At 64.5% G+C, this 13,350-nt stretch carries 11 protein-coding genes; 4 read left to right on the forward strand and 7 right to left on the reverse strand.

Translation table 11 applies throughout. From position 1 onward, the window contains the following. The gene (locus AB4Z38_RS06070; RefSeq protein ID WP_441428874.1) at positions 1-1,611 is read right to left on the reverse strand and encodes a cytochrome ubiquinol oxidase subunit I; all 1,611 of its coding nucleotides are present in this window, start codon (positions 1,609-1,611) and stop codon (positions 1-3) included. A 285-nt stretch (positions 1,612-1,896) separates the two neighbouring features. Between AB4Z38_RS06070 and AB4Z38_RS06075 the strand changes: the two genes are divergently transcribed. After that, positions 1,897-2,283 carry a BlaI/MecI/CopY family transcriptional regulator gene (locus tag AB4Z38_RS06075; protein WP_078105520.1) on the forward strand — a complete coding sequence of 129 codons (387 nt, stop codon included), beginning with the start codon at positions 1,897-1,899 and terminating at the stop codon, positions 2,281-2,283. Between the two features lie 6 nt (positions 2,284-2,289). Beyond that, entirely contained in the window at positions 2,290-3,282 is a 993-nt protein-coding gene (locus AB4Z38_RS06080; protein ID WP_441428875.1) for a M56 family metallopeptidase, read from the forward strand. Between the two features lie 55 nt (positions 3,283-3,337). Here AB4Z38_RS06080 and AB4Z38_RS06085 read toward each other — a convergent pair whose 3' ends face one another. Continuing rightward, positions 3,338-5,446, reverse strand: a complete 2,109-nt coding sequence (locus tag AB4Z38_RS06085; protein ID WP_441428876.1) for a DNA gyrase/topoisomerase IV subunit B — start codon at positions 5,444-5,446, stop codon at positions 3,338-3,340. A 222-nt stretch (positions 5,447-5,668) separates the two neighbouring features. Here AB4Z38_RS06085 and AB4Z38_RS06090 point away from each other — a divergent pair, with 222 nt between their 5' ends. After that, positions 5,669-5,890, forward strand: a complete 222-nt coding sequence (locus AB4Z38_RS06090) for a DUF7455 domain-containing protein (protein WP_059389114.1) — start codon at positions 5,669-5,671, stop codon at positions 5,888-5,890. 85 nt (positions 5,891-5,975) lie between these two features. Here the strand turns inward: AB4Z38_RS06090 and AB4Z38_RS06095 are convergent, their stop codons facing one another. Then, positions 5,976-6,602: an FMN-binding negative transcriptional regulator gene (locus AB4Z38_RS06095; RefSeq protein WP_441428877.1), complete on the reverse strand. Its 627-nt coding sequence runs from the start codon at positions 6,600-6,602 to the stop codon at positions 5,976-5,978. 46 nt (positions 6,603-6,648) lie between these two features. Beyond that, positions 6,649-7,590, reverse strand: coding sequence for a DMT family transporter (locus AB4Z38_RS06100; protein ID WP_441428878.1), 942 nt, complete (start codon positions 7,588-7,590; stop codon positions 6,649-6,651). On the opposite strand from AB4Z38_RS06100, the gene AB4Z38_RS06105 reads away from it, so the two are divergent. Beyond that, a complete protein-coding gene (locus AB4Z38_RS06105; RefSeq protein ID WP_441428879.1) occupies positions 7,589-9,001 on the forward strand; it encodes an aminotransferase-like domain-containing protein in 1,413 nt (470 codons plus the stop codon). The genes AB4Z38_RS06100 and AB4Z38_RS06105 overlap by 2 nt on opposite strands. Here AB4Z38_RS06105 and AB4Z38_RS06110 read toward each other — a convergent pair. The 3 genes from AB4Z38_RS06110 to AB4Z38_RS06120 form a co-directional block, all read right to left on the reverse strand. Further along, on the reverse strand, positions 8,919-10,277 hold the full coding sequence (locus AB4Z38_RS06110) for an RNA polymerase sigma factor (protein ID WP_441428880.1): 1,359 nt from the start codon (positions 10,275-10,277) through the stop codon (positions 8,919-8,921). The two genes, AB4Z38_RS06105 and AB4Z38_RS06110, sit on opposite strands and share 83 nt — an antisense overlap. 313 nt (positions 10,278-10,590) lie before the next feature. After that, the gene (locus AB4Z38_RS06115; RefSeq protein ID WP_441428881.1) at positions 10,591-11,868 is read right to left on the reverse strand and encodes a DUF4192 domain-containing protein; all 1,278 of its coding nucleotides are present in this window, start codon (positions 11,866-11,868) and stop codon (positions 10,591-10,593) included. A 104-nt stretch (positions 11,869-11,972) separates the two neighbouring features. After that, positions 11,973-13,331, reverse strand: a complete 1,359-nt coding sequence (locus tag AB4Z38_RS06120; protein ID WP_441428882.1) for an MFS transporter — start codon at positions 13,329-13,331, stop codon at positions 11,973-11,975. Positions 13,332-13,350 lie beyond the last annotated feature (19 nt).

A 13,350-nucleotide genomic window follows, 5' to 3' on the forward strand; every position in this document is an offset into this window, starting at 1 on the left:
CTAGTAGGCGAATGCCAGGACGTCGCTGTCGCCGGGTTGGCCCGGGGCACCCGGGGTCCCGCCGTCGTCGTCCTTCTTTTCCTTCTTCTCGCCGTGGCGGGCTCCGGCGAGCTCCGGCATCGCGGACACCACGCCACCCCGGGCGTATTTGACTAGCAGCCGGACTTCCACCACCAGCAGGACCGCGTAGATGGAGGCCAACACGACGAGCGAGGTGATGAGCTCAGCGGCGGAGACGCCGGGTGAGACGGCCGCGGCCGTGAACATGAACACTTGGTCGACGCCGCTGGCGTCAGGATTGGGCGCGACGACGAACGGCTGCCGGCCCATTTCGGTGAAGATCCAGCCGGCGGCGTTTGCCCCGAAGGGAGCCAGGATGCCGAACACCGCCAGGCGCATGATCCAGCGGGATTGCGGGACCATGCCCTTGCGTGTGACCCATAGGGCAAGCAATGCGGCAAGAGCGGCGACCCCGCCGAAGCCGATCATCATGCGGAAGCCCCAGTAGGTCACTTCCATGACGGGTACGTACTGGATTTCCTGTCCTGCCCGGTCGCCGTACAGGGGATTGTTCGGCAGGTGGGTGCCGTACTTGGCCTTGTACTCGTCGAGGAGGCTGTTGACGCCCTTCACTTCCGTGTTGAAATCGCCCTTGGCCAGGAAGGAAAGGATACCGGGGACCTCGATCACGGCCACAATGTCGTTGCAGCTCTTGGACCCGAGGTTGCCGACGCTCAGCACGGAGAACCCGGTGCCGTCGTGGCAGGCGGCCTCGGCCGCGGCCATCTTCATGGGCTGTTGTTCGAACATCAGTTTGCCCTGCAAATCGCCGGTGAAGGCGGTGCCGGCGAAGGAGATCATGGCGACGACGGCGCCGATCCGCAGGGAGTTGATCCACACCTTGTAGTCGGCCTTGTCCCGTCCCGGAATGTCGGCTTCGCCCGCGACGGCCCGGCCGTCCGCTCCGACGGTGTCAATGCCGTCGTGGCGGCGGCGCCAGAGGTGGTACCAGGCGATGCCCAGAAGGAACGCACCGGCGACGGCCAGCGCGCCGAAGAGCGTGTGGGGTACGGCCACCATGGCGGTGTTGTTGGTGAAGACTGCCCAGGCGTCGGTCATGACGGGACGCCCGTTGACCATTGTGACGCCGACGGGGTGCTGCATCCACGAGTTGGCCACGATGATGAAGTAGGCCGAGAAGACCGAGCCGATCACGGCGATCCAGAGGCACGCGAGGTGGACGCCACGCTTGAGTTGCTTCCAGCCGAAGATCCACAGCCCCAGGAAGGTCGATTCCACAAAGAACGCCAGAAGCGCTTCCAGGGCCAGGGGCGCACCGAAGACGTCGCCGACGAATCGGCTGTATTCGCTCCACGCCATGCCGAATTGGAATTCCTGCACGATGCCCGTGGCCACGCCCATGATGAAGTTGATGAGGAAGAGCTTGCCCCAGAACTTGGTCATCCGCAGGTATTCAACTTTGCCCGTGCGGTACCAGAGGGTCTGGATGACGGCCACGACAAGCCCCAGCCCGATGGTCAGCGGCACCATCATGAAGTGGTAGACCGTGGTGATTCCAAATTGCCAGCGTGCGATTTCCAAGGCGTCCATGGCTGTCCTTTTTATCCGGCATTGTCCCGACGCCCGCTTGCGGCGTCCTTTTTCTACGTAGCGTAGAAGTAATTTCTTCTACACAGTGTAGAACAGTCCCTTGCGATCTGCTCACCACTCTTCCAGCGGCGTCACAGTGCCGCAAGGACACGCCGCGCCGCATGTTCTACCTCACGTAGAATCGCGACCCGAAAAGCGGTAGATTGAGGGTGGAATGTTGGATCGTCGCACTCCCCCCGGCCCACGCAAACGGGCAAGGGAAGTGCGGAAAGTAGGGATGCATTGATGGCAAGTCTTGGCGAACTGGAACGGGCGGTCATGGATCTCCTCTGGGCAGGCCAGGAGGCTGCAACAGCCAACAAACTTCGTGACCTGCTGGCGCAGGATTCTGCCGCCACGGACGGCATTGCAGGACACCAGGGCAAGGACCTCGCAGTCACCACGGTGCTGACAGTCTTGTCCCGCCTTGAGAAGAAAGGCCTCGTGGAGCGCGAACGCGGCACCCGTCCGCACCGCTACCAGGCTGTTTCGAGCCGCGCAGACCACACAGCGGACCTCATGCATGAGGCCTTGGGTTCCGCCCCGGACCGCGAAGCGGTGCTGGCGCGGTTCATCGGTTCCGTGAGCGAGAGTGAAGCCGCCACGCTGCGCAAGCTGCTCGGCAAAAACTAAGCACCCATGTTCTGGACCTCATATTTTCTGGCGGTCCTTGCTTTGGTGCTGGCCTGGCCGGTTCCTGTCCTCTTGTCGCGGGCCGAATGGCCGGCACGCGCGCCCTTCATGGCCATGGTCCTCTGGCAAGCCATCGCACTCGCCGGTGGCCTCTCGATGATCGGGGCCATGCTTGTCTACGGGCTTGAGCCCATCGGCGACAACCTCATTGCAGGCCTGCGTTCCCTGACCGGCATGGTGCTTCACAACGAGCCCACCACGGCACTGGGCTTCTGGCACTTGTTCGCCTTGTCCGCCGCGGCGCTGCTGAGTGCCCATCTCGTGTTTACCCTGCTGCTTACCTACGTCAAGATTGAGCGGCAGCGGCGGAGGCACCGCGAACTCCTCGCACTTCTGGCCTCACCGTCCGCCGACGGCCCTGGAACCGTGGTCATCAACCACGACTCCCCCGTGGCCTACTGCTTGCCGGGCGGCGCACGGTCAGTGACCGTCCTGTCCGACGGCCTGATGGCCGCCCTGGAGCCTACAGAGCTCAGGGCAGTCCTCATCCACGAAAATGCCCATCTCTCGCAACGCCACGACCTTCTCTTGTGGGCCTTCGCAGCATGGCGCCAGGCCCTGCCCTGGTTCCCCACCACGCGACTCGCCCAGGTTGCGGTCAACTCCCTGATCGAAATGCTCGCCGACGATGTGGCCCTGCGCACCGAGAGCAAAGGGACGCTCATCAAGGCGATCGCGATCGTGGCCAGCGGCTCCGCCCGTCCCGTGGAGCAATTCGCGCTTCCCCGAACAAGCGATCCGGCCGCTTCCCCCGAAGGCAGCCCATTGAGCGGCACCGGTGGCGCCGATTCGCCGCGTACGACGGCGTCGCGCGTCAGCCGGCTGCTCTCACCCAAGCCGCCGCTTCCTGCAGCCCAGCGCGCTTTGGTGCTCGCGGCGTCGGCCATGTTGCTCGCCGTGCCGACAGGCCTGCTGATCGTGCCGGGCTTGCTGGGCTGAACTGGGCTGATAGGCCTGCTGGGCTGGATTGGCCCACGGACGCAGGCCCGCCGGATCAGGCGTCGATGCGTTCCCTGTCCAGGTCCGCGGCGCCGGCAATAATGAAGTCCTTGCGCGGGGCGACGTCCGACCCCATCAGCAGGTCAAAGGTATCCTCCGCCATCTTGGCGTTCTCGATCCCCACCTTGCGGAGGGTGCGGTGGCGCGGATCCATGGTGGTCTCGGCGAGCTGCTCGGCGTCCATCTCACCCAGGCCCTTGTAGCGCTGGATCGGCTCCTTGTAACGCTTGCCTTCTTTGGCGAGCCTGGCCAGCAGGACGTGCAGCTCAGCCTCCGAGTACGTGTAGATCATCTCGTTGGCCTTCTGGCCGGCGTTGATGACTTCCACACGGTGCAACGGCGGTACCGCAGCGTACACCCGGCCCTCGTCGATCATCGGGCGCATGTACCGGAAGAACAGGGTCAGGAGCAGCGTGCGGATGTGGGCGCCGTCGACGTCCGCATCGGTCATCAGGATCACCTTGCCGTAACGGGCGGCGTCGATGTCGAAGCTCCTGCCCGAACCGGCACCCACCACTTGGATGAGGGCTGCACACTCCGCGTTGGAGAGCATGTCCCCCACCGAGGCCTTCTGCACGTTGAGGATCTTGCCACGGATCGGCAACAGCGCCTGGAAGTCCGAGGACCGCGCCAGCTTGGCAGTGCCAAGCGCAGAGTCACCTTCCACGATGAACAGCTCGGAGCGTCCGACGTCGTCCGTGCGGCAATCTGCCAGCTTGGTGGGCATCGAGGACGTCTCCAGCGCATTCTTCCGGCGCTGCGTTTCCTTGTGGACGCGGGCCGAGATGCGGGCCTTCATCTCGCTGACGATCTTCTCGAGCAGCAGTGCGGACTGGGCCTTGTCGTTGCGGTTCGCCGAGTTCAGGCGCGCTGTGATCTCTTCCTCGACCACCTTGGCAACGATGGCCCTGACGGCCGAAGTGCCCAGGATTTCCTTGGTCTGGCCCTCGAATTGCGGCTCTGCCAAGCGGACCGTCAGTACTGCCGTGAGGCCGGCAAGGATGTCGTCCTTCTCAATCTTGTCGTTGCCCGCCTTGAGCTTGCGAGCGTTCGTTTCGACGGCCTTGCGGAAGGTCTTCAGGAGTGCCTGCTCGAAGCCTGCCTGGTGCGTGCCGCCCTTGGGCGTGGCGATGATGTTGACGAAACTCCGCATGGTGGTTTCGTAGCCGATCCCCCAGCGCAGCGCGATGTCCACTTCACAGTCGCGTTCCACTTCGGCGATCTTGCTGTGCCCCTTTTCGTCAAGGACCGGAACGGTTTCCTTGAACTTGCCCGCACCGTGGAGCCGCCAAATATCAGTGACGCCCGAATCCGCGGCGAGGAAGTCGACGAACTCGGAAATGCCGCCGTCGTGATGGAAGACCTCTTGGTGCGGCCCGTTTTCGCCGGAGGTACCGGGGAGCCGGCGCTCGTCGCGCACCGTGAGCTTGAGGCCCGGAACCAGGAATGACGTTTGGCGGGCGCGCGCCGCAAGATCCTCGAGGGAGAACTTCGCGTCCGGGGTGAAGATCTGCCGGTCTGCCCAGTAGCGGATGCGGGTACCGGTGACACCCCGCTTGGCCTTGCCCACGACGTCGAGCACCGAGTTCTCGACGAACGGTTCAAAGACCGACGTCGGGCTCGGCTTCGAGCCGGTGTCCTTGAATCGTCCGGGCTCGCCCCGGCGGAAAGACATCTGGTACGTCTTGCCGCCGCGGTCCACCTGCACGTCAAGGCGTGCGGACAGCGCGTTCACCACGGACGCGCCAACGCCGTGCAAACCGCCGGACGCCGTGTAGGAGCCGCCACCGAACTTTCCGCCTGCATGCAGTTTGGTGAAGACGACTTCGACGCCGGTGAGCCCGGTCTTGGGTTCCAGGTCCACGGGGATGCCGCGGCCGTCGTCGTGGATTTCCACCGAATTGTCCGCGTGCAGGATGATCTGGATGTCATGCCCGAAGCCCGCCAGCGCTTCGTCCACGGAGTTGTCGATGATCTCCCACAGGCAGTGCATGAGGCCGCGTGAGTCGGTGGAGCCGATGTACATGCCCGGACGTTTGCGGACCGCCTCCAGGCCTTCCAAAACTGAAAGGTGCCGGGCGTTGTATTCAGAACTCGGTGCCACGGGCGGGGCGCTCCTTCGGGGGTATAACAGAGGCAAAAAACACTTCTCCTAGGCTAGCCGCCCCGGAGCCAGGAGGAGAGCTGCCACTCCCAATCGTGCTGGACGCCACTTCCCGGTGTTACGCACATGTGATACGCGGACAGCGAACGTGACCCATCCTTGCCATGGTTTTGCTTCGAATGCTGGTTATATGGATACACAGAACTACTAAGGAGGCCGAACATGACAACAGCAGTTGCAGACCGCACACTCAATGCACTCGACCGGTGCGACCGTTGCGGGGCCCAGGCATATGTCCGCGTTGTACTCGAGTCCTCCGGCGGTGAGCTGCTCTTCTGCGGCCACCACGCACGTGCAGTAGAGGCCACGCTGCGGCCGATGACCTCGGACTGGCATGACGAGACCGCTCGCCTTCAGGAGAAGGAACCCGTCCTCGCCGACTAGCCATCACCGGCTGGCCTCAGCGGCAGCCCGGCTGACATAATTTCACAGAGACAACGGCCCCCTCCGGACGGAGGGGGCCGTTGCGTTAACCTCCTTGCCTGGCCCGGGCTACGTCGGCAGCAATCTCCGTGTGCCCTTGGGCATCAAGCCCGGCCACGACCCCGTCGATGTCCTTGTCGGGCCGGTTCTGGCTCAGTTTGGCCTTCGCTTCGATACGGGTAATGACCAACTCGATGCCAACGATCGCACGCAACTGGCCGGAGACGTAGCGCTCCGGCGCGTCATCCACGGACCACGGTCGCTCGGAGCCGGCTTCGTTGAGGTTGGTCAGCTGCCTGACGTGGTTCCCGAGCCACGCGGCATCGTCATGGACGGCAAGCTTGCCGTAGACGTGGGCTGTGGAGTAGTTCCACGTCGGGACGACGCGTCCATGCTCTGCCTTCGATGCGTACCACGAAGGCGAGATGTAGGCGTCCGCGCCTTGGATGATCGCGAGTGATTCTCCGATCGCCGGCTCGGACCATTGGGAGTTGGTTCGGGCGAGGTGTCCGTGGAGCGCGCCGTGTTCGCCGCTCGAGGGCTCGTAGATGAGCGGCAGGAAGGTCGCGAGCAGACCGTGCGACGTCATCGTGACCAGATTCGCCGCGTTTGGCCGCGTCAGGAGGTGGTGGATTACGTCAGGACCGGCCTCGAAATGCGCTGGGATGTACATGGTTAATTCTTCCTGTCTTGGGTCGGGCGATCTATTCCGTTGGTCTTCAGCGATTCCGTTCCGGGCGCGGCGGATTGAGCCGGACCCGGACGGCGACGCCGGCGCAGACGATGACGGCCAGCCCGCCGACAATCGTGGTCCAGCCCAGGGATTCGCCCAGCAGCAGCCCTGCCCAGCAAATGCTCAGCACGGGCTGGACGAGTTGTACCTGGCTGACTTTGGACATGGGTCCCATGGCGAGGCCCCGATACCAGGCGAAGAAGCCGAAGAACATGCTGACGACTCCGAGATATGCAAAAGCAGCCCACTGGCCCGGTGAGGCCGACGGCGGTTGCTGGGCCATGGAGAACACTGCCAGGCCGGCCATCAACGGCAACGCCAGGACGAGCGCCCAAGATACGGTCTGCCATGCGCCGAGTTCACGGGCGAGCAGGCCGCCTTCCGCGTAACCGATGGCCGCAGCAACGACAGCTCCCAGGAGCAGAACATCCGCCCAGTTCAGCTGCCCGAGCCCGCCTGACTGTGCGAAAGCGAAAGCAATCGCAGCAACAGCCCCTACGGTTGTGACCAGCCAGAAGGCGACCGGCGGATGCTCGCGTCCACGAAGTACTGCGGCGGTTGCCGTTGCTGCCGGCAACAGGGCGATGACGACGGCACCGTGGCTGGCCGGCGCCGTCGTGAGTGCGAACGAGGTGAGCAAGGGGAATCCGACAACAATCCCGGCGGCAACCACGGCAAGGCGCGCCCATTGCCTGCCTCGAGGAAGCCGCTGCCTGGTGAGCGAGAGGGCGAATGCCGCGAGTATCGACGCGACGACGGCACGGCCGGAGCCGATGAACAAGGGCGACAGGCCACCAACCGCCACCCGGGTGAAGGGAACAGTGAACGAGAACGCCGCTACTCCGAGGAGGGCCCACCACAGGCCGGTTGCCGGGCGGGGCGGTATCACTGGGCGAATTAGGGTAGTAGCGCTACTATTGTCTCTCATGAACAACGATAGCAGTTCGAGGATTGCGATGCGACTGCGGGAATGGATCGCCGGGGCCGCGCCAGGATCCCGGCTGCCGTCCACCCGGACACTGGTTGCCGAGTACCAGGCCAGCCCTGTGACGGTGCAGAAAGCCTTGCAAACGCTCACCTCGCAGGGCTTGATCGAGAGCCGGCCCGGCGTCGGCACCTTCGTGCGGGCGGTCCGGACAGCACGCCCCTCGGATTACGGCTGGCAAACTGCAGCACTGCGGGCACCGCAAGCGCCTCCGCGCTCAGCCTCCACCACGATGCGAGACACCTCGAACGCCACTATTGCCTTCCACTCCGGATACCCGGACCGGGAACTCCTGCCGGAGCGGCTTGTGCGGGCCGCTCTCGCTCGCGTGGCCCGGGGCGACGCTGCTTTGTCCCGGCCTCCGGCGCCAGGCCTTCCCGAGTTGCAGTCCTGGTTCGCGCACGAACTCGGCAGCGCGACGCCGGCTGGGCTCACGCCGCCAACACCGAGCGATGTCATCGTGCTGCCTGGAAGCCAAGGCGGCCTCAGCTCCATCTTCACTGCATTGGTGGGGCACGGGCAGCCGCTGCTCATGGAATCTCCGAGCTACTGGGGAGCCATCCTTGCCGCGACGCAAGCCGGGGTCCGCATCGTCCCGGTGCCCAGCGGGGGCGATGGACCGGACCCCGAAGAATTGGCCAGGGCCTTTGAGGATACGGGCGCACGGTTGTTCTACGCCCAACCGAACTATGCCAACCCCACTGGAGCGCAATGGTCCACCCGTCGGGGCGAAGAAGTCCTGGACGTCGTCCGACAGTACGGCGCGTTCCTCGTGGAGGACGACTGGGCCCACGACTTCGGCATTACGTCGACGCCGGTACCCCTCGCCGCACGTGACGACGCCGGCCACGTGGTCTATCTACGCTCCCTCACGAAAAGCGTTTCACCCGCCATCCGCGTCGCCGCCGTCATCGCGCGCGGCCCCGCCCGCGAACGTATCCTCGCGGACCGCGCGGCCGAGTCGATGTATGTCAGCGGATTGCTGCAGGCCGCGGCACTCGATGTGGTCACCCAGCCGGCCTGGCAGACGCATCTGCGCAGCCTCCGCCATCAGCTCCAGTCACGCCGCGACCTCCTTGTCTCAAGCCTGCGCGAGCATGCCCCCCAGGCCCATCTCAGCCTCATCCCCAAGGGAGGGCTGAACCTCTGGGCACGCCTGCCCGACGGAACGGACCTAGAAAGCTTGACCCGTGACTGCGAGAGTGCCGGGGTGATGATCGCGGTCGGTACGGAATGGTTCCCGGCCGAACCGGCAGGACCGTTTATCCGGCTCAACTACGCAGGGCCCAACCCCTCCGCCTTCCCGGAAGGCGCCCGCATCCTCGGCAAAGCACTCGAACGGAACAGCCCCTAGACGCAAGAAGTGGACCCCCGGAAAATCCGGGGGTCGTCTTCGATTCGATCTGACGAATGCGTTCACGGGTGACTCCATAGACCTTGCCGATTTCGTCTAAAGTCTTCGGCTGGCCATCGGTCAGGCCGAAACGCATCGCGACGACGCCTGCTTCACGCTCGGACAGGGTATCGAGCACCGAGTGCAACTGCTCCTGGAGAAGGGTGAAGCTCACGGCGTCCGCCGGCACAACGGCTTCGGAGTCCTCGATGAGGTCACCGAATTCTGAATCGCCGTCTTCGCCAAGCGGGGTGTGCAGCGAGATGGGCTCGCGGCCGTACTTCTGGACTTCAACGACCTTCTCGGGAGTCATGTCCAGTTCGAGGGCCAGTTCCTCAGGCGTAGGTTCGCGTCCAAGGTCCTGCAGCATTTGGCGCTGGACGCGTGCCAGCTTGTTGATGACTTCCACCATGTGCACCGGGATGCGGATGGTTCGAGCCTGGTCAGCCATGGCGCGGGTGATGGCCTGGCGGATCCACCAGGTGGCGTAGGTGGAGAACTTGAAGCCCTTGGTGTAGTCGAACTTCTCCACTGCACGGATCAGGCCCAGGTTGCCTTCCTGGATGAGGTCCAGGAACAACATGCCGCGGCCGGTGTAGCGCTTGGCCAAGGAGACCACGAGGCGCAGGTTGGCCTCGAGGAGGTGGTTCTTGGCCCTCTTGCCGTCGTGGATGATGAACTCGAGCTCACGCTTGAGTTTCGGGTCCATGGAGCCGTCGTCGGCGTTGATCTTCTCTTCGGCGAAGAGGCCTGCTTCAATGCGGAGTGCAAGGTCGACTTCCTGCTCCGCGTTCAGCAGGGCGACCTTGCCGATCTGCTTCAGATAGTCCTTGACGGGGTCGGCCGTGGCGCCGGCTGACATGACCTGCTGGACAGGCGCATCGTCGTCGTCGGCATCCGAGTAAACAAAGCCGGAACCGGTCGTGGCAGGCTTCTTGCCCTCTTCGCCTTCTTCGACTTCCTCCGTGAGCTCTGCTTCGTCGGGAACCACGGCGTCAAAATCCTCGGCTTCTTCTTCGGAGTCCTCGTCGGTGCCGGCGGACTTGTTGGCTGCTTCGGCAGCGGCCTTGGCGCCGGGCTTGGGCCCGCGCTTCTTGGGTGCCGGCTTCTCTGCACCTGCAGTCGAAGCATTGGCAGCACGCGTAGCCGCACGCTTCGCAACTGTAGCCGCCTTCTTTTCTTCGGCGGACAGTTCGGCCAGGGCGGCGGGTTCCTTCTCGGCGGAAGACGGGGTCACAGAAAACCTTTCTAGCGGCGGTCTGTGGAATCACCATGGGGGCAACACCACTATGACCCTGTCAAGTCCGTGATCAACATCAAGTGCCATCGCCGACTGCAGAGTCTTTAGGTAAAACTCCCGACGGCGCCTTAATGTTCCCTGGGTTCAGGGGACGTTTACGGCACTTGAAACACGGACCCAACCGGGTCTCGGCAACCATTGTCTCACGGTTTTGGATTCCGGGGGTCGATACCCGCTACCTTGCGGACGATGACGGGCCGCACGGATTTCCCTCAACGGCACGCTCCTGGAGTCACCTCAGGGCCCGGGGTCATGCCGCCGCCCCACCGAACTTCCGCCACGCCGACGCCTTGCTTTTCGCCCAGCCGCACAGCGTTCCGCGCCTCACCACCTCCGCGAGCAGTTCCGCGAGCCGATAGCCCTGTTGTTCAGCGTCAGCCTGCGAAAGGAGTTCGTGGGCGAACGAACCGCTCCCCCGGCACCACTGAATCCACCCCCGGATCGTGAGCGTTGCAGCCCGCGCCTCCCCGCCACCGTGCCGGGAGAGCATCGCCAGGACCTGGTCCAGGCTCGTCAACCGGTCCCAGTCGGGGTTCTCCGGGTAGACGCCCAGGAGTACGTCTCCATAGCGCAGGACACTGACATCCGTGGCCGAAGTGCGCAGAGCTTCCTTGCCTCCGGCGGACCCCTTCCCTGCCGGCGGCTTTCCTCCTGCTGGTGGCCCTTCCGCTGCCGGTGCCGGGGAACAGAGCCCGGGCGGAATGACCAGGGCGTCCCCTTCATCGTCCTCAAGGCCAAAGAAGCCGAAGGCCTCTGCACCGCCGCAGGCAACGTCCCTCCCGGCAGCCGCGAGGACCACCACGGCGTCCCGCCACGCAGGAACCCTCAAGCTCGCACGGAGGAACGCCGCAGCCTCGCCGTCGAATTCCTCTGGACGGCTGGAGTCGAGGACCCTCGTCCACACATCCAGCATTTCTTCGAATGACTTCCTGCTCCGCCACCGCCGGAGCAACTCCTCAAGCACGGCGTCTTCCACACGCATGAACCCCGGATCAAGGACAGGCGGGTCCGCGGGCTCCAACAACCCGGGCGATTCCCTGACGTTGCTCCCCCTGAACACCATTTCCGCGTTGAGCCGGCTGTCCAGGATCTGGTCCACGGGACGCCCGGGAAGAGGACAGCACTCCAGATCGGTGCAGAATGCGCTTCGCCAGTAGTCGGAACCAATGAACCAGGCATCCCGCAGCGCCAAGCCACGGTGGGCCACGACGGCTTCCAGGGCTTCCAGCAAGCGCAGCTTGTGTGGCACAACCCCGCCATCGTCCCAACCGTCGTCGCTGAAGAATGCCAAAAGCACGCCGTCGGCGTCATGGTCCGCATCCAGATACTCACCGATCCTCCGTGAGTACGCGGCAAGCACGCGTCCGGATCTCTCGGGCGGAAGGTCCACGCGGAGGGTGGCCCCAAGTGTCTGCCCGCGCAGCGTGATGGCAACGAGGCTCTCCTTCGGCCAGAGTCCCAAGGCATGGGGAATGAAGCCGAGGATGTCCTCGGGCCGGGAGATGGTCACACGGTTGTCTGCTGTCATGAATCCAGCATCGGCAAAATAATGCGTGACGGCAGGCCTCAATTGCCCTATGTGGACAAAGGTGTCCGTCAGCGCCTGTGGAGGAACACCGAGGCGGAAGCAGGCTAGGGCGTGGAGCTCCGCTGCTTCGCGAGCCGTTCGCGGCGCAATTCCACGCGGCGCCGGCGCTGGTTTGCCAGCGACACGAGAAGCGGCGGGACGTGCACGCCCTGGGCCGCCATCTGGCGGCGTACTTTGCGACGGGTCATGAGGATCAAGACCGTACCCACGAGCAGGAACAGGAACTGCACGCTCAAGGCGATGCGGAAGGAGGCCAGGCCGTACAGCTCCCCGCCCGAGTAACCGCTGGTGTGGAGAAGGTCGAGGATGAGCCCCACCAAGTAGATCGTCAGAAGCGCGGCAACGAAGCCGCCCACGTTGACGATGCCCGTCGCGGTGCCGATCCTGTGGGAAGGATTGAATGTCCGGGCAAAATCGAAGCCGATCATGGACCCGGGGCCGCCGATGGCCAGGGTGACCACCAGCAAGGCAAGCAACCATAGGGGCGCCTTGCTCGGCAACAGCAACACCGCAGCCCAGGCAAGTGCCGTAGCCGCCGTAATCAGGAGGACCATGGCCGAGCGCCGCATCGGGTGCCTCGCCACGAAAGTTCCAAACAAAGGCCCCACGAGAATGCTGGTGACGACGAAGAGGCCCATCAAGGCGGATACGGTGGCCGGGTTCAGGCCCTGCGCCGATACCAGGAACGGGTAGCCCCAGGACATGGCGAAGACGTTACCGCTGAACTGGACAGTGAAGTGGCACCAGAGTCCCAGGCGCGTCCCGGGCTGCCGCCAGGCCCGGGCCAGGGTCACACCTGTGGCGCGTAGCCCCTGGGCGTTCTCCCGGGGCGGGTGACCCGGCGGAACGTCCCTGAGCAAGGCGAGGACCAGGACGACGGCGAGTGCGGACAACGAGCTCAACGCCAGGAAGGCCGTATTCCAGCCCGCCGAATGGAGGACCAGGGCGAACGGCACCACACTGATGAGCTGGCCGAGCTGGCCCGACATTCCCGTCAGCTGGGTGACGAGCGGAACCCTTGCCGGCGCGAACCAGATCGGCACGAGGCGGATGACGGAGACAAAAGTCATGGCGTCGCCGGCGCCGACGAGGACCCGGCCGAGTACGCCTGCCGGAACAGCGTCGGCATAAGCCAACTGGAATTGGCCGAGGCCCATGAGCACGGCACCGCTGGCAATCATGGCACGCGAGCCGAAGCGGTCAACCAGGAGCCCGACCGGTATCTGGAGGCCGGCGTAGACCAGCAGCTGAAGCACCGTGAAGAAGGAAATGGCCGCCGCGCTGGCATGGAACCGTTCGGTGGCCTCCAGGCCGGACACACCAAAGGATGTGCGCTGGGCGACTGCCACAAGGTAGGCAAGCACCCCTATCGTCCAAATGAGCCAGGCGCGGGGTGCGTTCACCCTTCCATTATGCCCGGGG

The sequence above is a fragment of the Arthrobacter sp. 2RAF6 genome (assembly GCF_052115205.1).
Classification (GTDB): Bacteria; Actinomycetota; Actinomycetes; order Actinomycetales; family Micrococcaceae; genus Arthrobacter.

Bases quoted from the DNA above. Each gene is read 5' to 3' on its own strand.
- AB4Z38_RS06105 (WP_441428879.1), top strand. From the start codon at position 7,589: ATGAACAACGATAGCAGTTCGAGGATTGCGATGCGACTGCGGGAATGG.
- AB4Z38_RS06100 (WP_441428878.1), bottom strand. From the start codon at position 7,590: ATGAGAGACAATAGTAGCGCTACTACCCTAATTCGCCCAGTGATACCG.
- AB4Z38_RS06090 (WP_059389114.1), top strand. From the start codon at position 5,669: ATGACAACAGCAGTTGCAGACCGCACACTCAATGCACTCGACCGGTGC.
- AB4Z38_RS06095 (WP_441428877.1), bottom strand. From the start codon at position 6,602: ATGTACATCCCAGCGCATTTCGAGGCCGGTCCTGACGTAATCCACCAC.
- AB4Z38_RS06070 (WP_441428874.1), bottom strand. From the start codon at position 1,611: ATGGACGCCTTGGAAATCGCACGCTGGCAATTTGGAATCACCACGGTC.
- AB4Z38_RS06115 (WP_441428881.1), bottom strand. From the start codon at position 11,868: ATGACAGCAGACAACCGTGTGACCATCTCCCGGCCCGAGGACATCCTC.
- AB4Z38_RS06080 (WP_441428875.1), top strand. From the start codon at position 2,290: ATGTTCTGGACCTCATATTTTCTGGCGGTCCTTGCTTTGGTGCTGGCC.
- AB4Z38_RS06075 (WP_078105520.1), top strand. From the start codon at position 1,897: ATGGCAAGTCTTGGCGAACTGGAACGGGCGGTCATGGATCTCCTCTGG.